This window comes from Arcticibacter pallidicorallinus (assembly GCF_003002875.1).
Taxonomy (GTDB): domain Bacteria; phylum Bacteroidota; class Bacteroidia; order Sphingobacteriales; family Sphingobacteriaceae; genus Arcticibacter; species Arcticibacter pallidicorallinus.
This window is the reverse complement of record NZ_PVTH01000003.1, coordinates 491,833-512,943: the sequence shown is the minus strand read 5'-3', so window position 1 is coordinate 512,943 and position 21,111 is coordinate 491,833. Positions and strand designations below refer to the sequence as shown.

The window sequence follows — 21,111 nt, the reverse complement described above, 5'->3', positions numbered from 1 at the left end:
GATTCTTAGTGCAATATCATTTATAAAGGCCTAGAGTGGTTACTTCCCCCTGGAGAACCATTCGTTCGTTCTTAATGAACTTGAGAAAGTCAGCAACGGAGGAATGCCCCGGATAGGGGGCGTAGTAATGATAGTCGTTGTTATGAGGTCTGAAGCCTGCATTTCTCCACATCAAAATGAAAGACACGGATTGACTACTGATAGAGGGGTACAACACTTCCGTCCACCATACAGGATCAGGAATTGCCTCGTAACCAGTTTCTGCCAGCGCAATCAGCTTGCCTTTAGTTTTTGCCAAACCGGCAATGATAGTCATCTTAGCCTCTGTATTTTTTCTGAACGCCGACCCATTTTCTCTGGATCCAAACTGATAGGCATCGAAACTCAAAACGTCTGCATATTTGTTTCCAGGGTATCTTTCCAGAAATTCCTCAGGAGAAGCGAAATCTGCTGTATTATATACGTAGATGAGATTGTGTACTCCTTTTTTTGATCTTAAATAATCAAAGGTATAGATCCATAGCTTTTTAAAGTCTTCAGAGCTACATTGTCTCTTTCCCCACCAAAACCAGGTTCCGGTTAATTCATGAAAAGGACGAAAGAGAACCGGAACAAGCTTCCCGTCTGAGCCCTTAAGATCCTTCATAAACTCGGAGACCCTATCCAGCCACATATTATAAACACTGTGTTTCTCTCCACCCGGAAGAATCTTCTCAACAGATCCCGGAATTGTATCCCAGGATGACTTTCCGTTAACCGGATTGTCAAGATGCCAGCTGATCGTATTGACGCCACCCCTGTCATACGCAGCGCGTATAAAATCTTTCATCTTACTAAAGGGAACCGAATCGATGTTCACTTGTGAGCCATGTTCAATCCCTCCGATATCCCAGCCATATAGCGCGGGATGTTCACCTGTGATATCCTTTATATCGCTGCGATTGTCCTCATACTTCCAGCCGTATCCGTAAGCAAGTGCATCCTGATGCCCGAACAATATCTTCTCATCTTTTAATCGGAACAAATTTCCGAAGAGCTTTTGCGTTTCAGCACTGGCCTTGTTATCGGCGAGTCGCTGTGCCGAAGCACCGCGGCAAATACCAAGCGATAGCAAGGCTAAAATCAGCTTACCCAGTGTTAATCGAATCATATCTCAAGTTTTATATGGTTGCTCCTTTTTTCCTCCAGCTCATTTTCGATGTGCTGTAATTTGTACTCCGTCAGCGGGTAAAAGGCCATAAATGCTACAGACAGAATCGTTCCTATAGCAGGCAAAACACTTAACATCAGTCGTATCCCCGACTGAGCCGATTCGGTCTGTTCCACATTGGCCTGAAAACCATAGTAACCCAATAACCAACCGGTAACAGCACCACCTATCGTCCAGCCAAACTTTTGAGACATTGAAGATGAAGAAAATATGAGTCCCGTTGCCCTCCTCCCGTTTTTCCATTCTGAGTAGTCAGCAATATCCGCATACATGGACCAAAGCAAAGGAAAAACACATCCTGCACAGACGCTGATCAGCATCTGAAATACCATGATCCACATTACATGGTCACTTGTAAATACAAAAAATAATAAGCTCAGAGCGGTGGCGGTCGACATCACCAACAGAAACGTATTTTTCTTTCCGATTCGGGCGGACAGAGGCGTTGCCAATAGCACACCAAGAATGTTAGCAGCCTGACCCAGTACAAGATACAAAGTGGTGAGAGACAGGTTTATTTGTGTAGATCCAAGCTCAAGATCAAAGTTACTCTCACGGCCAATATAATATTTAAAGTAGAACGCTGCTCCGCCATCCCTAATCGAATTAAATATCAAGGCAGAAATACCTGCACCGAGTAAAATCCACCAAGGCCGGTTTGAAAGCAAGTTTCTCATATCCTCCTTTAAATCCTGGCTATCCTCACTAACGGGCCTTACACGCTCTTTAGTCCAGGAGAAACACAACCAAAAGAAAACGGATGCAATAATTGAAAAAATCGCTATGGAGAAAAGCCAGCCCTTCTGGGGGTTCGACTCGCCCCCTAACGCATCAATCAAAGGCTCGATAAGCGCCAGTGCCAGCAGGCTTCCTGCAAACGCAAATACCATACGGTAGGATGAAAGAGCGGTACGTTCGATTCGGTCAGATGACATTACCCCCATTAATGAAGCATAAGGAACATTTATGAGCGAGTAAATCATCATCATCAAAGAATACGTTGCATAAGCATAAACCAGCTTTCCTGATTCGCTAAATGATGGTGTATAAAATGTAAAAATTGCAATTACTGCAAAAGGGATGGCTACCCACAAAAGATAAGGCCTGAACTTGCCCCACCTGCTGTTGGTCCGGTCCGCGATGATGCCCACTAAGGGGTCGCAAAACGAATCCCATATGCGCGTAATTAGAAACATAGTACCCGCAGCAGCAGCTGAAATCCCGAAAACGTCAGTATAAAAAATCAACAAGTACATACTGAACAGCTTCCAGAACATGGAGGATGCCGCATCTCCAAGACCGTAGCCGACCTTCTCTTTAAACGATATTTTTTTCTTGTCCATTTGCGTCACTGGCGTTAATTGGTTAATAGTCAAAAGTAAGGCGGGAGCTACGCTTATATCAATACTTTTTTAGCTTATAAAAATGAATTCTTAGCATTCTACGTGAACTAAAGCTGTTTTGCATATTGCGAACTTCATTAACGGGCTAATTTCTGTATATTGGAGTTCAATACTATTTTATCAAATAACTTTACAATGACTCGCATGAACGGGATAATAAAAGAAATTACGCCCCTTACCTCGAATGATTGCTTCACGATCTTTTCCCGTGTAAAAAAAGAGTTTAACTTCCCTCTTCATTTTCACGAGGAGTTTGAGTTAAATCTGATATTGAATGCTAAAGGCGCAAAGCGTATCGTCGGCGACCACATTGATGTCATAGATGACATCGAACTTGTACTCGTTGGATCAAATCTAAACCATGCCTGGTTCACCCACCAGTGCGAAAGTGAAGAAATTACCGAAGTAACTATCCAATGGCACAAAGATCTTTTCGACGATAAGCTTCTAAAACGAAATCAGCTTCGTCTTATCAGACAAATGCTTGAGCGGTCAGTGAAAGGCATTGCCTTTTCCGCTGACACTATAAAAAATATAAGCCCCCGAATACTATCATTAAACCAAAAAAACGGGTTTGACTCAGTAATGGAACTCATCAGCATACTACATGACCTTTCCTCTTCCAGAAACATGCGTACACTATCTGATAGTTCGTTCAGCAATTTGCACCAGCCGAGTAATAGCAGGAGGGTCGAAAAAGCTTTTGAATATCTGAATAACAATTACGACAAGCCGATCAGCCTGAAAGAGATTGCCAAGCTGGTAAACATGACTGAAGTATCCTTTAGCAGATTCATTAAAAAAAGAACGGGAAGCACCTATATAGACACTCTAAATGAAATACGCCTAGGGCACGCATCCAGACTGTTAATCGATACCACTCACTCCATCGCGGAAATCTCATTCAATTGCGGTTTCAACAATATTTCTAACTTCAACCGCCTGTTCAAAAAGAAAAAGAACTGTACTCCTAAAGAGTTCAGGGAAAGCTTCTCAGGAAATAGAATATTCATATAATAACCGGTTATATATTTCGGATCAAACGTAGCATGACAACGTCATGCGACGGAACAGTTGCCTTGAACCGCTTTTCTGTTGTACCAGATGCTTTTTTCGTCCAAAGGTTTCTAATTGTATACTCTCCTGCCCTGTTATCAAGATCTCTCTTCGACAGCGAATCCTGAACAGCCTCTTTCGCCCAGTCGAAGTCTACTTCCTGCGGACTATCGTTCCTGTTCAGGAAGCAGACCGCCCAGCTTCCATCCTTCAAAGGCTTAAACCAGGTTTCAAGCTTATCTTTGACACTGTATTGAAATCCCTGTATTCCCAGGGAGTCTTGATTGACAGCGATTACTTCCTTATTGGTCAGTATACCTATAGTTTCCTTAGTCATCGCACGAAGATCATTACCAGCAATGAGCGGAGCAGCGATCATCGCCCACATGCTGAAATGCGCTCTATCTTCGTTCTCTTGCATCCCATTGCCCACTTCAAGCATATCCGGATCGTTCCAGCGACCAGGTCCGGCATACTGTCGCAAGCCCTTTTGCCTGTCCAGAATTTGCATAACCCCAAAAGACTTCCATGTCCCATGATCTTCTACACAATCAAAGCAGTTAAATATATCGCCGGTTGTGCGCCAGAGATGACCAACCGCCGGGCCCCATTTCCAGGGCTCATCGTCTCCCCATTCGCAGATACTAAGAATTATTGGTCTACCAGCTTTCTTAAGTGCTGCTGCCATCGTCTTGTAGGCGCCCTCGGCTTTTAGCCCTTCCGTATTGCACCAATCGTATTTCAGGTAATCTACACCCCAGTTAGCATAGGTGAGCGCATCCTGAAATTCGTAACCCCGGCTCCCCGGCCTTCCTCCGCAAGTCCGCGATCCGGCATCCGAATAAAGACCCATTCTTAACCCTTTCGAGTGTATAAAGTCGGCAAGTACCTTCATTCCAGACGGAAAGCGCTCGGGGTCTGGGTGAATAAAGCCGAGACTATCCCTGTCTCCGTGCCAACAATCATCCAGATTAATGTATTCATAACCCGCGTCACGCATTCCGGAGGATACCATAACTTCTGCTATTTCCATTATCAGCTTTTCGTTGATATTACAGGCGAACTTGTTCCAGCTGTTCCACCCCATAGGAGGAGTTAGTGCAAGGCCATCGAATTTCGTATAATCCTGAACATAGTTATTCCCCTGGGCGTCAGCATTCATCCCTGAAATAATAACTAAACAAATAGCAATAAAAAACTTTTTCATCTTCTTTATTTGAGTGAATACATAGTAGGCATCTTGTCAGAAAATAAGACGTATGCGTTATTTTTAAATTTCAGAAAGTCAGCTTCTGCAGGGTGACCTCTATAGGGAGTCCAATATGTATCTTTGGTGCTCGCCCAAACCAGGACATACGAGAGTCGAATCTTTTCTAAAGTCAGTGACTTCAATAAAGTTTGTGTGAACCATCCGGATTGGGTAATGTTCGCTAAACCGGTTTCAGTGAGTGCCGCAACTTTATTTTTCTTCACAGCAACTTCCGATACGATCTTCAGCTTTCCGGCAGCTATTGATACAGAGCTCACCGACTTCATATCTTCGTAATTATCCATCCCAATCAAGTCAACATAAGCGTCTCCCGGATAATAAATGAGATAATCCGCTTCGCTGCTGAAGCCACGGTCGGGTGACCAGGCGTAAAGAAAATTACGAACCTTAAGCTCATCTCTCAGATAGCTGACCGTATACCGGTAAAGCGCCTGATATTCTGCAGGTGTGCAATGACTTCTGCCCCACCAAAACCAATCTCCGTCCATCTCATGGAAAGGCCTGAAAATTATCGGTACGAGCTTGGCATCTGCGCCAATCAATGTTTTGGCATAATCTGCGATAGTCTTCAGTGACGCCTTAAATGTCGCATTATCACTCCCTCCGGGAAGGATTCTGGTAACAGCCAAAACAGGAGACTCAGACCAGTAAAAACCCTTCTTCGACACCGGGTTAACATAATGCCAGGCATAGGTACACACACCACCTCTGTTATAAGCCTCGATCGTCAACTTTCTGGCAATATCACGTTCATAATCGAACCAATTGCCATCTGTGAAATTAGCAATATGCAGAAAATCGAATCCATAAACAGCAGGGTAAGCTCCTGTCACTGTCCGAACATCCGATTGTTCATTTGATACGCCTGTAAACTGCTGCTCGTTAGCCCACTGAGTACCCGCGCCAACCACCCCTCTTTTCGTTGCATCCTGATGTCCAAATAATATATTTGTCTTTGCAACCTCTCCTAGCTTATAGAAGAGGGCAACAGTCTCGTCCGTTGCATTCTTGTCCGTAAGCCGGGTTCTGACCTCCGCAAGCAAAGGAATATCCTTCTCTGGAAGCGGCGATACAGGCGTCACAGCTTCCGTGTCCTCATTACTCTTTTTGCAAGAGCCCGAAACCGAAGCTGCAACTAGTAAAGCGGCAATGTATAAAGCGCGCCCCCTAAACATCAATGAAAATTAAAGGGAGCATGTAATCCCCCTATGGAGAGCCTAAAGGCTCCAGGTTCAGTTACTCTCCGCAAATCGTTATTTATGAATGAAAGCTCTTCGGATGTTATACGAAAAGTTAGCTCTCTCGCCTCGCCTGGCTTGAGTTCAACTTTTTGGAATCCACGCAGCCGCTTCACTTCCGGAGTAATGGAAGCTACCAGATCACTCACATAAAGCAAAGCCGTTTCTCTTCCTACAACTTTCCCAGTGTTTTTCACGGTCACGCTGATTGTAAGAGGACTCCCGACTCTCAATTCGGAAGACTTGATTTTAAGATCCGAATAGGCAAAGGATGTATAACTCAGTCCATGGCCAAATTCCCATTGAGGGTTATAACCCGCGGCAGGATCAAATTCCAAGCTTTCGGTATACTTATGATAGTAGTTCGTCAGGCTGTTGGTATATCTGGGGTATGTATACGGAAGTTTGCCACTCGGATTAATGACTCCCGCCAGCACATCAGCTACGACATTCCCACCCTCGTTTCCTAAAAGGTATGTTTGCAGCACCGCCTTACTAAGCGGTTCTATTTCAGAAATGACACGAGGCCTTCCTTCGGTAAGGACGTAAACAACAGGCTTTCCTGTAGCGGCGAGTGCCTTAGCCAATTCAATTTGAGATGCTGATATTGTCAGGCCGTCGATATTTCCCGGAGTTTCCGTATAACTATCCTCACCTATACAAAGTACGATCACATCTGCTGACGGCGCTTTGCTAACGGCGTCTTTTATGCCAGCTGCTTGGGTAAACGTCGCGCCTGCAGAATAAACTACATTTTCCGGGCCGAATACAGAACTGATCGCCTTTAGAATGTTATTTTTTCCTTTTTCGGTTTCATTTGAATTCGTTCCCTGCCAATTACGCGCCCACCCACCATTTAAGGCGCTCATACTGGTAGCCGAAGGGCCTGCGACAAGAATCTTTGTACCCTTTTTTAGTGGAAGCAGATGATCATCATTTTTCAATAATGTAATACATTCAGCCGCCAGCTCGTAATTCAGTCTATTATGCTCTCTACTATTAAATAGGGGATAATCTTTCGCATCTCCCACCGGCTGATCAAACAAACCTGTCTCGTATTTAACTTTTAATATTCGTCCAACCGCATCGTCTATCCGGCTCATACTTACTTTACCCTCCTTTACCAGCGCGATCAGATCGTCGCAGAAGGTGAAATCTGTCGGAACCATACTCATATCTATCCCCGCATTAATTGCAATCATTACGGCCTCCTTATTATCGGCCGCAACCTTGTGCCGCTGATACAGGTACTGAATATCCTGCCAGTCGCTCACTGCAAAGCCTTCGAAACCGAGCTCGCCTTTCAGTATATCCGTCAATATGTGCTTGTTGGCATGGACAGGCACACCATTGATCTCCCCGCTATTTACCATTACAGTCCTTGCCCCCTGGTTTATGGCTGACGCAAATTGTGGAAGGAAATATTCACGCAACTCTCGCTCAGGTATCCACGCCGGCGTCCGGTCATGACCACTTAACGGCATACTGTATCCCATATAATGCTTTAAACATGAAGCGACATGGTAGCGATCGATAATCGCAGAGTTTCCTTCGTAGCCCCTTATAACCGCATTTCCCATTTCTTTTACCAGATATGGATCTTCTCCATAAGTTTCCCATATACGCGGCCATGCCGGATGCCTGCCTAGATCGAGAACCGGACTGAAGTTCCATGGAATAAAGGCCGCTCTGGTTTCATAGGCTGCAACTTCTGCAGCCCTCGCCGCCATCACCACGTTGAACGATGCTGCCTGAGCGATCTGTTGAGGGAAAAGCACGGCATCAAGAGTATAATTATTTCCCCGAATAGCATCGATACCATACAACACCGGTATCTTCAGCCGCTCTTGTAAGGCTAGTTTCTGGATAGTCTCAATTCTCGTTCGCCACAGCGCTAGCGTCTGTGCATTCCCCCCAACATTCAACAGAGAACCGATCTTATATTTCCGAAATGCATCTCTCAGTTTTTCCTCATCAAATACATGAGGTTCAACAGGTACTCCATTAGCGGTTTTAAGAAACGCTTCAACGCTGATTTGCGTCATCTGTCCCACCTTTTCTTCGAGCGTCATTTTCGATAGTAAAGTACTTACGTTTTTATCTATTACTGTAGGAGACATAGTGCCTTGTGATTTTACTGTAACAACAGCCGCAAACATGCAGACTGCTAGAATGTGCTTCTTCATGATTTTTTTGGTGAAAGTGTATCTGCAAACGATTTGATAAGCGTCCATGTACTGCCATCGCTATCGAATATGGAATTTAGCCCCTGCTCTTCCTGAGGTGGATCTCCCATGAAGTCGTCCCCTTCTTTCCAGAACAGCTGACCTTCCCTGGGCCTGGCTATGCCGCCGAAGGACCAAATATTGCAGCCTGAGATAACATCTCCATAGTGATAACTGTTCCGTAAGGAGGAAAAGACTTTCTCAAAGTACTCATCCCTGGCGGTGGTTGCGCTAGAAGGTGAAAACAAATGTTGGTCTCTCGGTAATCCAAATTCTTCGATAACCATCGGCTTCTTGAGCTCGCGCGCTATGCTCACATGCCTGGATATGTATTCATCTGATCTTTTGATAACTTCCTTTACCTGTGCATTTATATCTGTGCCTTGAAACCATTGCCAGTTTTTTGGCCAGATATGAACAGTTAAATAATCTACCTGTGGAGGAGTATGAACCTCCCTAAATAACTCAGATGATTCATCCGTACCCATAATTCCCTCAGTCCCTATTGTAACGAGATGATTTCTGTCCTTAGTTTTAATATACGATGCGACCGAGGAAGTCCATTCTCTATAGTGCTCAACTGCCGACGTACGCATCGGCCGTGGCTCGTTGGCCAGCTGCCATGCCATTATCGCCGGATCCTGAATATAAGGGCGGCCTGTATACTTGTTCACGCGGCGCATGATAAAGTCGACCTGTTTAAGGTAATCCTGTTTGCAGGGCTCGCAACTGTAAAACATACTGGTATTGTCTCTTAATCCGTCCCAGCTCATTTTGCTTTGCATGGTAGAATCAGAAATTTTCTTATTCCAGTTTAGATATTGGAGAAATCCCCCGCTCCATTCCCAATTATTGCTGAGATACAATACAGCCACCATGTCCCTCTTGCCCATCTCATAAAGGAGATAGTCAAGTCCCTGCAGGATGTCCGACTTAAACACCCCCCGCTCCGGCTGCAAGCTGGGCCTAAGCCGCTCTACTCCGTTCACTAATCCGTACCCCTCCGAACCAGCGAGTACCCGAAGATTGTTTACACCATGCGACTTCAGAAAATCGAGTTCTTGTTTAACCCTCTCTTTTCCCTGAGCACTGTCCTTTCCGGCGGCAAGCAGCCCACCATACCAGTAATTGACTCCGATAAAATAGTACGGCTTGTTTTTACGTATAAATTGATGGCCCTTCCGGGATACAAATCCCACATCGTTTGCTTCCGTGGAACAAAAAGCAAATGCCATCATAAAAATGAGTGAAAAAATCCTTGGTTTATAATTCATAGTACTGGTTTGAAGAAGTAACGCCTGGCTAAGCTAACCAGGCGCTACGGCAACTATTTAATAAAAATCACATCGTCGAAATATAAAACTTCATCCTGGTTATCTGGCCCCGGTATCCAGAATCCAAGTTGCTTGAACGGGCCACCTTTCTTCCACAACTCCAGATCAGACAGCTTGATCTTGAAATAGGTCCATTCATTAGCAGGTACAACGATCGGAGCCGTACGGTCTGAATTTCCGTATCCGCCTGCCCGTTGGTCACCAGTGATATAGAATGTCTGGGTTTCTGCCCCACCTTTAACCCAGAACGACAAGAATTTATAATCCGGCGAGAAAGGAATTCCCGGATCCCAATTTGCAAATCCGTTTGCGCTCCAATTGCCCTTTACATAGGTAACTTTAAAGGATTTAGTGCCCGACTTTGCTACAATAGACGACACTTCCGCAGGTCCCCATGACCCGTTTACAAAGCCATTTTGATAATCTTCCGTAAAGATCAGGTATGCGTTAGCGACATTCACAAACTCCTGAGTAGTGGTGATAGTCCCGGCTTCATTCGTAATGTCAAGCTTAGACTGCGCAAGAGCCGTAGCAGGCATTTTTAAAGTAAGAGAAGTAGTCGTCTTGGCAAGAACCTCAACTTCCTGAGATTGACCCTGAAGAACCACCTTGGAAACATCTGCCAGGTTTTTACCGCTAATAATAATCTCTGTACCCGGAGAATAATTATAATTGGAAACTGACTGTACAGTAGGTAAGCCCAACACATTAAACGACGCCTTAAATTCAACTCCTTTGCTGTTTCGGAAAATGATATTCTGCTCACCGGGAACCGCATCTACCGGTATGCGGAAGATAAGTGCATTTTCGGTATTAAAGTTCGGATTGAATGACGCCGAAACACTGTCCGCTTCAAACATAATACTGGTTATTCCGCCTATTCCGCTACCGGTGATAGTAAGCACCTCATTGCTTGCACCCTTTTCCGGAGCAATCACATCCACTCTAGGATTAGAGGATGCCTCGCTGCCGGCATTGTCTTCCTTTTCGCATGACGACATTGCCGTTAAGGCCAGCAATATCGAAGTCACGGAAAAGCATGTTTTAAAGAAATTTTTCATAATCTATTTATTATCAGACTTCTCAAATGATTATTTATAATAAGGTACCGCCGGTTGCAGCAGCTGCGGATCAGATACCGTTTCTGACTGTGGAATTGGCAGAAACAGCTGACTTTCAGAAGATAATTTCGCTTTGACGCTACTTATGCCGCTTCCTGTATAAGAACCTCTTTCCTGGTCTTCAATGATCTGCTTGGCTCTTGCAAACCCTTGTCTCTGGATATCAAACCAATAATCACCTTCATAGGCGAACTCCGCCCTTCTTTCCTTAAGGATAAAATCCTTGGTCAATACTGTCGCCGGAACATTATCAAAGTTGCCATTTCTGTTGTGTACCTGATTAAAGGCTGCAAGTGCAGATCCGTCGGTAGTTGAAGCGGCATCACCCAGCACGGCTTCAGCATAGATTAAAAGGACATCCGCATATCTCAGAATATACGTACACATATCGGATGAACCGTTATCACTAAGCTTCTCTCCATTCGTACCTGTACCCACAACATATTTCAGGGAGTTCGCCCTCGTTCCATTTCTCAAGGTCGTGATTGTCTCATACTCGGTACCCGTAGTATCGTATTTGAAGCCATTCGGAAAGTTGGCATTTTTCCAGTCTGCTCTCGTGAAACCATGTTCCATATTTGACCACTGTCTTCTCTTGTCATTAGGCGCGTAAGAATTCAGTATGTCAATCGTAGGATACACAGATGAGTATCCTGTATTGAAGTCTGGTTTTAAAAGCGTTGATGGTGCAGCATAAGAATTTACCGCGTTAGCAAACCCATATCCGCCTTCGGCTATCCATTGAAGCGCAAACAACGACTCCTGATTATTGTTAGCGGTTGAACTGGTAAACATCTTTTCATAGTCTGGATACAGGCTGTATTTGCCAGAATTTATTACTTCTTCAGCAAACTTCTTTGCATTTGCATAGTCTTTTTGATATAAATAAACTTTAGCCATCATACCGGCTGCAGAATTACTCGATACGCGCCCGACCTGGTAAGGTGTAGCTGGCAGATTATCCTTTGCGTACTGGAAGTCTTCCAGTATAAACCGAAGTACATCCGCCTGTAGATAGCGGGGAATATTATAATCGCCTGATCCCGCCAGCACAACCGGGTCCTCTACGATCGGCACGTCTTTAAAAATCCGGGTAATATAAAAATAGGCTGCCCCCCTGATAAAACGACATTCGGCGATTGCCAGATCCAGATGCGGAGCATTTGGTGTCGCTGCCTTCTTCTGTTCGAATGTCTTCAGTAATACTGTAGCAGTGCCAGCAACTTTATACAAAGACCTCCATGTACTGGCGACGAGACCGTCCGTACTTAGCACAGTAAAATTGTTAAAACTGCCTCCATCGTAGTTCACACCAGTTTCCGTTAGCATATTTCCGCTCAGTGCTTCACCGATTGAATGGAACGCCTTATCACTATAATCATACCAAACCGAATTATAAAGGTATCCGGTTGCAGCGTAGACTTCCTCCGGAGTGTTATAATAGGTCTCCAGAGTGGGATTATTTTCTGACGGTTGATTCAAAAAATCTTTTTTGCAGGATATCAAAACCACTAGGGTTAGGAGTATCAGGCTCAGTTTATATCTTTTCATTTCTCAGGTTTTTGTAGTTAGAACTGCACATTTGCGCCAATGGTAAAGGTTCGTGGTGTGGGATAATGTCCGTTATCTACATTCGGCGTCAGCACACTCTTATTGAAAGAGCCTATTTCCGGATCATACCCGCTATACTTGGTAAAAGTGTAAACGTTCTGCGCAGAGAAATATACCCTTGCCGATGATAGTTTTACCGGCTGCAGCCATTTAGACGGCAAATTGTAGCCTAGCGAAATATTTTGAATTCGCAGATACGAACCATCTTCGATATAGCGGTCTGAGTTTCGTGTATTATTGCTATGCCACCTGTTAACAAAACGTGGCATATCAGAATCTGCATTACTCGCCGAGTATCTGTTCAGCACTGAGGAAAGTTGATTCACGAATGGATCGTACAATGACTCTGAATACTTACGTGTCCAGTTGTAGATTTTACCGCCCTGAACGCCCTGTAGAAAAAAGGAAAAGTCGAACCCTTTGAATTGAAAGGTATTTGTCAATCCATAAGTAAAGTCAGGGTTCGGATCTCCGATAACGGTTACATCCTCACTTCCAATACTGCCATCCGGCACACCATCCGGCCCGCTGATGTCTTTATATCTGACATCGCCCAACCATATTCCCGTAGGACCAACTGCTATCCCCCAGTCCGTTCCGTTGTTTAGCTCTGCTTCGCTGCGGAACAATCCGTCGGTTACATAACCATAGAAGGTCCCGACAGCACCACCCGCCTGCGTAATATTCACGACAGACGCAGATGTAAAGTCTTGCTCTGCACCTCTTAAAATTGCGCTCTGAGAATTCAGGCTGACCAATTTGTTTTTATACTTGCTAAAAATCAGATTTGTCTTCCAACTAAAGCCCTTACTCTGAATATTATAACTGGTTATACCGATATCTACACCTTTATTGGTCATTTCGCCTGCGTTTGTAACTGGCGGCTCAATGTCTTTATAAGCGTTCGCGGGTGGGTTAGGGTCTAAACCTGCGAATACGGGCAAGGTCGTCGACAAGATCATGTCAGTTGTCGTCTTCTTGTATATATCGACGGTAACTTCGAGATTTTTGTTTAGAAAGCTTGCGTCAATACCGGCGTTTTGGGTGGTAATGGACTCCCAACTCAGGTTAGGATTACCAACATTAGCCGGTACGCCGCCCCCACCGAATGGAGAGATGCTAAACAAACGTATATTCGTAGAGTACGCATTTTGAACCGGAGAATTCTGGTTTCCAACCGAGCCCACACCTGCCCTGATCTTCAAATAACTTACAAATTTCCAATCTTTGGCAAACGCCTCATTTGTTACCGTCCATGCAGCAGATCCTGCAGAGAAATATCCGATCCGCTTATTCGGACCGAAGCTTGAAGCTCCGTCTCGCCTCAACGATCCGCTGATGGAATACCGTCCATCAAATGTATAACTAGCCCTGCCGAAATAAGATTCCATACTCCAGTTTCCTTTATTCCCATTCGTTCCTGAAGGAAGTATGGTACCGGCGTTGATCGACATGATATTTTGTTTCAGATCCGTCGCTGAAACAAACTGATTATCGTAATGTGATGCCTGTGCTTCGTGGCCAAGTACGGCGTTTACAGAGTGCTTACCGTAGCTGTTATTAAAGGTTAAGTAGTTACGCAGCGCCCAGTAATAACTGTTATTACGCTCTTCTCTTAGTTTACTGGGCGACAATATGGTCTGCCCTGTAGTACTATTTGATATTTTAGGTTGAAATGCATGATTTTGCGATAACTGAAAGTCATAGTTTATCTCACTTCTATACTTCAAAAACCGCATAAAACCCACTTCTCCATAAACGTTTCCAAAGCCTTTACTCTGAACAGCACCAACATCGCGCAACATGGCAGTTGCAATTGGATTGCCGTTTGCATTCCCAAATGTATTGTTACCCAAAGAGCTTGTTGTAATGAACTGGCCGCTAGCATCGCGTATGGGAGTAGCAGGACTGTTGTAAAGTACAATCGTCGTCGGCGTCTCCGTTCCGTCAGTAAGCGTAATCTTTTGATCACTTCTCGAAATATTGGCACTGACACCCGCTTTAAGCCAGCTCTTTACCTGATGATCTATCGCGATCCGGGAAGAAAGTCTTTCGAAGCCTGATCCCAGGATCGTTCCTCCCTGGTTAAAGTAATTCAGAGAAAAGTAATGAGTCGTCTTATCATTACCTCCTGAAAAAGATAGTTGATGGTTCTTTATCCTGCCCTCCTTAAATAGAGCATCCTGCCAATCCGTACCAGCGCCAAGAAGCGAGGGATCCGCAAACTCGCCGATCGGGTTCAACGTGCTGCCGGGAGAAGCTGCCTGTATCTCCGGAATCAACGAATTATAGTACTCCGCATACTGCCGCAAATTCATTACGTCCAGCTTTTGTGGAACGTTCTGCAGACCGTAGTACGTATCATAGCTAATCTTGCCTTGACCCGCCTTTCCTTTCTTGGTGGTAATCAATATTACGCCATTACCGCCTAGAGAACCATATATGGCCTGTGCAGAAGCATCCTTCAGAATGTCCACAGACTCAATATCGTTCGGATTCAGGGTCGACAAAATACTTTGGGAAGATTGGCCTGCCTTACCGCCCAGCTGATCCTGAGCAATACTACTGGTTGATGTGAGAATGGGAATACCGTCTACTACATACAGTGGTTCCACCCCATTGACAGATGTTATCCCACGGATCCGAACGGATACTCCACCTCCTGGCTGTCCACCGTTGCTGGTAATGGTAACGCCCGATACCTTACCCTGCAAGGCCTGGTCAAGACCCGCAACGGGAAGGTTTTTGATGTCCTTCTCCCCGACAGAAGCGATTGAAGAAGTAACGTCAGATTTTCTGATGGATCCGTAACCCACAACAACAACCTCATTGAGATTCGTATTAGCGTCAGCTAGCTTAATATTCACCGTCGTACGATTTCCTACACGGGCTTCCTGGGGATTCATCCCTATGAAAGAAAAAACGAGGATCTGGCCGCCCTCTGGCACAGTAATAGAATACTGGCCCTTGCTATTGGTAGTAGTTGCAGCCCGAAAGTCTTTGACCGATACGGAGGCTCCCGGTAGTGTTGCTCCCGCTTCGTCTGTCACGACACCCCTGACTACCCGGGATGGGGGTTGAGCAAATGTGTTTAGACAGAAGCCTGAAATCACAAATAATAGCAAAATTGCTCTTTGTATAACTTTTTGCATGGCAATCTATAATTAGTTAGTTTACCAAAAGTATATGCAAAGGCGATTAAATGATAATATTATTTTAGCTATAAATACCTCATTATTATCTGTGTGGCAACTTATCAGCTAAGCCAGGCAAAAAAAAGACTTATGTGTCCTGATACTATTTTAACTTCGATCTATACTTTTAAAACTCTCAACCTGTTGCACGGAAAAATACGATTCCAGTTCGGTTAGCGTGTTACTGTCAGTTCGGATGTCTTTGATGATCTTACCCTTTTCCATCAGCAAAATACGTTGACATACATCAGTCACATGGTTGAGATCGTGACTCGACACGATTGTAGTACAATTCGATCCTCTTTCTATTTGCTTGAGAATATTCTTCAGTCTGATCTGAGTGCTGGGATCTATATTGGCAAACGGCTCATCCAAAAGTATAATTTCCGGCTGTTGTAGAAGACAGGCTATGACTCCTACCTTAGACTGATTTCCTTTAGACAAGTCACGGATATACTTTTTTTTCGAGAGAATCTCGTCATTGAAAAATTCCCTGTACATATCAAGCTTTAAATCGACGTCACTTCTTGAAACTTGATAGAGTGATCCTATATAATAAAAATACTCTTCAGGGGTCAGGTAGTCGATCAGAAATCCCTCATCCAGATAGGATCCCGTGTAGTCCTTCCAATTATCCGTTTCCGACACATTGTAACCTTTTGAAATTACTTCACCGCTATCTTTACGTATCAGGTCCAGTATGATCCTGAATAAAGTCGTCTTTCCTGCACCGTTGTTACCTACAAGTCCTACTGACTCTCCTGCTGAAATGCTAAGAGAAGGAACATCTACCACAGTTACGCCGTTATATACTTTCTTTAAATCTCTAATTTCGATCATAATGGTTTATTCGTTTCTAAAACCTTCAGCTATAGTATATCGTTTTTCATTAAATTCCTGTACCAGCAGGTCAAGCCAATAGTTGCGGGTGATCAACAAAGCCACACTGCTGAGGGCAATAAGCAGGATCCCCCACATTTGCAGGCCGAAAAGGCTGAAAGGCAGAAAAATCACATAAGGTAGAAAAATCAACGGAATACTTAATATCCACTGAGAGGCTCCTACACCCTCCCAATTAAAAGACGAACCTTTTGACAAATCTATCCGCTTGTAATTACGGGTAGCAAAATATAGAACGATCAGCGTATTGATGCCGATATTCCAGAGAAACATCACCGAATGTATCAGCAGTACTTCCCAGCCAAAGTAAACGTAAGGGATAGTTAGGATATACGCCACAGCAGAGAAGCAGTAGAAGAGGATGAATTTAGACCTCAAGAAATCTTCGGCCTTCACCTTCTGAGCCATGATACCATCAAAATGGCTGGACTGCCAGCTAAACATAAACTGTCCATAATTGATAATGAAGATTCCTGTCATAAACATACCTACAAAAATCTTCCACCCGTACCCGGTACCGTATGCCGGATTCGTATAGATAAGCAATCCATAAAACATCATGAGCCCGCATATTTTAAGCGAAGACCCGGGTCTCTTGTTTCTCATGATAAGCTTGAGCTCCAGGGCTGCAAGCTGCCCGGCTATTCCAAACTTGTTGAGAAAAGCTATATCAGTACTCGACTTCTCACCCGAGTGATCAGAACGAAGCTCATCCAGATAAAGATTATTTTTTAAGAAGTTGTAGTTAACCAGAAAAATGACCGTCGCCAGGATGGAAGGAACAACGCATAGCAACGGCATGGTGTAAATGCCGTTGAAAATAGATCTCGAAATATCAGAGAATGATATCACTTCCCAATGGAAGTCCAGTAGTGCTAAAAGAACCACAATCACCACAAATCCCAGAAGAAACCAGCTGTTGATGTTAACCTTTCGCTTAAACCAAAGGCTGAAGAAATGATTGAATAAAGTGAGAGCTATAATCGAAACCAAATATCCGAAAAAGATCGCTGCCCCATGAAAAGGAAGCACCTGCTTCAACAGGAACGGCAGTGTTAGCAGCAAAGGCGCTATATTAAAGGGTGTCCATAGCGAACATACACTCAGATAATTAACAATCTGACGCCTGGTAACCGGCAATGTCAAATAGGGCCTGACACTCAGGGTTGGCAGCTCCTGAAGCTGAAAGCGGGTCAGGATATCCATCAGGAAATAATAAAGCAGAATTCCATTAAACGCCGAAATGACCGTTTCAGAAGGAAACAACTCATCCAGGATTCTATCCAGAAAAAAAGCTACAAAAACGATATTAAGAAAAAGATACAATGTGAGAAAAGCCATCACCACTCTCACCGCAACACTCTTTCCTGTATTTTTTGATCGCCAGAACGCCTTCCACTGATGCTGGAAAAAGGATAAGGTCATATCTACAAGGTTGGAAACTTTTAGTAATTATACTTATTTTTCCAGAGAGATTTGAGCTTTTCCCGTAATTTTTGTTCAGCGGGATTTTCACCCGGATCATATAGCTTAGTTCCGCTTAAAGACGGCGGAAAGTATTCCTGCTCCCTGAAATTATTCTCATATGAGTGAGCGTATTTATAGTCCTTTCCGTAACCGATGTTCTTCATCAGCTTGGTAGGAGCATTGCGTATGTGCAGGGGAACAGGAAGATCGCCCGTCCTGGCAACTAGTTCCTGAGCCTTACCAATCGCCTCGTAACTCGCGTTACTTTTCGCTGAAGACGCAAGATAAGTGACAGTTTGCGAGAGGATAATCCGGGATTCTGGCGGGCCTATTACATTTACCGCCTGGAAACAGGTATTTGCCAGCAATAATGCATTAGGGTTGGCGTTCCCAATGTCTTCAGACGCCAGTATGAGCAAACGCCTGGCAATGAAAGATGGATCTTCTCCTCCTGCTATCATTCTTGCCAGCCAGTACACCGCTGCATTTGGATCGCTGCCCCGGATGGACTTAATAAATGCAGATATAATGTCATAATGATTCTCACCCGCCTTGTCGTATATCGCCATGTTCTGTTGAACATGCTTCAATACAAAGTCATTGGTTATCTCCACTTCCTCAGTTCCTCCGGCATTAACAACCAGCTCCAGAACATTCAGTAAACGGCGTGCATCACCACCCGACAATCGCAAAAGCGCTTCATGCTCCCTGATTTTGATCTCCTTTTTTGAAAGATAAACATCCTCCTTCAAAGCCCGAGCGATCAACTCCAGAAGATCTTCTTCCGTGAGATGTTGCAATATATATACCTGACTACGGGAAAGAAGCGCCGATATCACTTCAAACGACGGATTCTCCGTAGTAGCACCGATTAACGTCACAAGACCGCGCTCTACAGCACCCAGAAGTGAGTCCTGCTGCGACTTGGAAAACCGATGAATTTCATCGATAAACAAAACCGGAAGATTGTCCTCTGTTTCTTTCAGCCGCGCTGCCTTCTCAATGACTTCACGGACATCTTTTACTCCTGAATTGATAGCGCTCAGACTAAAAAAAGGCCGGCTCAGATGCCTCGAGATGATATAAGCGAGAGTGGTCTTTCCCACTCCCGGAGGCCCCCAGAGAATCATCGACGGCAAATTTCCGCTCTCAATGGCCTTGCGCAGGATAGCACCCGGACCCACCAGGTGCTTTTGGCCTGAATAATCATCCAGGCCAGCCGGGCGCATGCGTTCTGCCAATGGAGGTATCGTCGCCATCTATCCCTTTCTAACTTCTTTCGCCCAGGTGTCCTTTAACGTAACTGTTCTGTTAAAAATAATGTTCTCCGGAGTCGAATCCTTATCCAGAGTATAATAACCTTTCCTTAAGAACTGATAGCCCTTGCCCATCTCAGCGTTAACCAGATCCGGTTCGATATAAACCTCCGGAATCACTTGTAGACTGTCCTGATTAATGATTTCTACAAAATCACGACCATTAGCAACCGGATCCTCATCATGGAAAAGTCGGTCATACAACCGCACTTCAGCTTTAGCGGCATGAGCCGCACTGACCCAGTGAATAGTTCCTTTCACCTTGATTGCCGAAGTATCATTCCCCGATCTGGACTCCGGGATATATGAACAGTGTACTTCGGTAATATTCCCCGCGTCATCTTTTTTAAAGTCATCGCATTTGATGATATAGGCATTTTTCAGACGAACCATTAAGCCAGGGCCTAAACGGAAGTATTTTTTGGAAGGGTTCTCCATGAAATCGTCACGCTCTATCCAAAGCTCCTTGCTGAAAGGAATGGCTCGCGAACCCTCGCCTCCTTCTACCTCCGGATTATTTTCACCCTCGAAAATTTCCACTTCGCCTTCAGGATAATTCGTAATAACAAGCTTCAGCGGATCAAGTACTGCCATTCGTCTCCAAGCGCTTTTGTTCAGATCTTCCCGGATACAAAACTCAAGCAAACTTACATCTATCACGTTCTCCCGCTTAGCTACACCTATACGATCACAGAAATCAAGGATCGACGCTGGCGTATACCCTCGCCTCCTCAGTCCGCTGATCGTCGGCATACGGGGGTCGTCCCAGCCGCTAACGAAGCCTTCGTTAACCAGTTGCAGCAAGCGACGTTTGCTCATCACCGTATATGTCATATTTAAACGGGCAAACTCGTATTGCCTGCTCGGAAAAATCTCAAGTTCGTCTATAAACCATTCGTAGAGTGGCCTGTGCGGAATAAATTCAAGGGTACAGATAGAATGGGTAATCTCTTCGATGGAATCCGACTGCCCGTGCGCAAAATCGTACATGGGGTAAATACACCATTCGTTTCCCGTACGGTGATGTGCTACATGCCTGATCCTGTACATGATCGGATCTCTCATGTGCATGTTAGGAGAGGCCAGATCGATTTTAGCCCGCAGGACCATCTCACCGTCTTTATATTTACCTTCCTTCATCTCAGCAAAAAGCCGAAGATTTTCCTCAACGCTGCGGCTTCTGTATGCATTAGCCAGGCCGGGCGCTGTAGGCGTTCCCTTCTGCTGTGCAATTTCGTCTGCCGTACTAGCGTCCACATAGGCAAGTCCTTTTTCAATTAGCCTAACTGCAAATGCGTATAGTTGATCAAAATAATTTGATGCGTAGAGCTCATTTTTCCACTCGAAACCCAACCACTTTACGTCTTCCTTGATACTCTCAACGTATTCTGTATCCTCAGTTTCCGGATTCGTGTCGTCGAACCTTAAATTTGTTTCTCCATTGTACTTCCTGGCAAGACCGAAATTCAGACAAATAGACTTAGCATGGCCAATATGCAGATAACCGTTTGGCTCCGGCGGAAAGCGCGTATGCACCCGTCCTCCGTGTTTTCCATTCTTGATATCTTCTTCAATTATTTCTTCTATAAAATTCAGTGACCGTTCTTCGCTCATATTCAGGTTAAAAAGACGTCAAAAATACTAAACATTTCCTTATCGCACAGTGGGTAAATTCAGGAACAATTTACTTACCGTTTCCTATATTTACATAATAATTGTCAAGAACCGCTATAAGGGGTTTTATAGGATAATTTTTACGTCAGTTG

At 44.5% G+C, this 21,111-nt stretch carries 14 protein-coding genes; 1 reads left to right on the top strand and 13 read right to left on the bottom strand.

Annotation, left to right across the window (positions count from 1 at the left end):
* Nucleotides 1–16 precede the first annotated feature (16 nt).
* Together B0I27_RS07205 and B0I27_RS07200 are read right to left on the bottom strand one after the other, a co-directional pair.
* On the bottom strand, nt 17–1,150 hold the full coding sequence (locus B0I27_RS07205; RefSeq protein WP_106292540.1) for a glycoside hydrolase family 26 protein: 1,134 nt from the start codon (nt 1,148–1,150) through the stop codon (nt 17–19).
* On the bottom strand, nt 1,147–2,553 hold the full coding sequence (locus tag B0I27_RS07200) for an MFS transporter (protein WP_106292539.1): 1,407 nt from the start codon (nt 2,551–2,553) through the stop codon (nt 1,147–1,149). Before B0I27_RS07200 ends, B0I27_RS07205 begins: the two co-directional genes overlap by 4 nt.
* 204 nt (nt 2,554–2,757) lie before the next feature.
* Between B0I27_RS07200 and B0I27_RS07195 the strand changes: the two genes are divergently transcribed.
* Nucleotides 2,758–3,630 carry an AraC family transcriptional regulator gene (locus B0I27_RS07195; protein ID WP_106292538.1) on the top strand — a complete coding sequence of 291 codons (873 nt, stop codon included), beginning with the start codon at nt 2,758–2,760 and terminating at the stop codon, nt 3,628–3,630.
* Between the two features lie 7 nt (nt 3,631–3,637).
* Here B0I27_RS07195 and B0I27_RS07190 read toward each other — a convergent pair whose 3' ends face one another.
* The 11 genes from B0I27_RS07190 to B0I27_RS07140 all read right to left on the bottom strand — a co-directional run bounded on the left by B0I27_RS07190 (nt 3,638) and on the right by B0I27_RS07140 (nt 20,959).
* On the bottom strand, nt 3,638–4,876 hold the full coding sequence (locus tag B0I27_RS07190; RefSeq protein WP_106292537.1) for a glycoside hydrolase family 27 protein: 1,239 nt from the start codon (nt 4,874–4,876) through the stop codon (nt 3,638–3,640).
* 5 nt (nt 4,877–4,881) lie between these two features.
* Nucleotides 4,882–6,114, bottom strand: coding sequence for a glycoside hydrolase family 26 protein (locus tag B0I27_RS07185; protein ID WP_106292536.1), 1,233 nt, complete (start codon nt 6,112–6,114; stop codon nt 4,882–4,884).
* Nucleotides 6,114–8,297: a glycoside hydrolase family 3 N-terminal domain-containing protein gene (locus tag B0I27_RS07180; protein WP_245925453.1), complete on the bottom strand. Its 2,184-nt coding sequence runs from the start codon at nt 8,295–8,297 to the stop codon at nt 6,114–6,116. Before B0I27_RS07180 ends, B0I27_RS07185 begins: the two co-directional genes overlap by 1 nt.
* Before the next feature lie 62 nt (nt 8,298–8,359).
* Entirely contained in the window at nt 8,360–9,676 is a 1,317-nt protein-coding gene (locus B0I27_RS07175) for a glycoside hydrolase 5 family protein (protein ID WP_106292534.1), read from the bottom strand.
* A 53-nt stretch (nt 9,677–9,729) separates the two neighbouring features.
* Complete coding sequence (locus B0I27_RS07170; RefSeq protein WP_106292533.1) at nt 9,730–10,797, bottom strand: IPT/TIG domain-containing protein; 1,068 nt, start codon at nt 10,795–10,797, stop codon at nt 9,730–9,732.
* 30 nt (nt 10,798–10,827) lie between these two features.
* A complete protein-coding gene (locus B0I27_RS07165; protein ID WP_106292532.1) occupies nt 10,828–12,408 on the bottom strand; it encodes a RagB/SusD family nutrient uptake outer membrane protein in 1,581 nt (526 codons plus the stop codon).
* A gap of 17 nt (nt 12,409–12,425) precedes the next feature.
* The gene (locus B0I27_RS07160) at nt 12,426–15,620 is read right to left on the bottom strand and encodes a SusC/RagA family TonB-linked outer membrane protein (RefSeq protein WP_106292531.1); all 3,195 of its coding nucleotides are present in this window, start codon (nt 15,618–15,620) and stop codon (nt 12,426–12,428) included.
* Nucleotides 15,621–15,770: 150 nt separating this feature from the next.
* Complete coding sequence (locus B0I27_RS07155; RefSeq protein ID WP_181276703.1) at nt 15,771–16,502, bottom strand: ABC transporter ATP-binding protein; 732 nt, start codon at nt 16,500–16,502, stop codon at nt 15,771–15,773.
* A 6-nt stretch (nt 16,503–16,508) separates the two neighbouring features.
* Entirely contained in the window at nt 16,509–17,987 is a 1,479-nt protein-coding gene (locus B0I27_RS07150; protein ID WP_106292529.1) for a DUF5687 family protein, read from the bottom strand.
* Nucleotides 17,988–18,007: 20 nt separating this feature from the next.
* Complete coding sequence (locus B0I27_RS07145; protein WP_106292528.1) at nt 18,008–19,288, bottom strand: replication-associated recombination protein A; 1,281 nt, start codon at nt 19,286–19,288, stop codon at nt 18,008–18,010.
* Nucleotides 19,289–20,959: a glutamine--tRNA ligase/YqeY domain fusion protein gene (locus B0I27_RS07140; RefSeq protein ID WP_106292527.1), complete on the bottom strand. Its 1,671-nt coding sequence runs from the start codon at nt 20,957–20,959 to the stop codon at nt 19,289–19,291. It abuts the gene before it with no gap.
* Nucleotides 20,960–21,111: the final 152 nt, after the last annotated feature.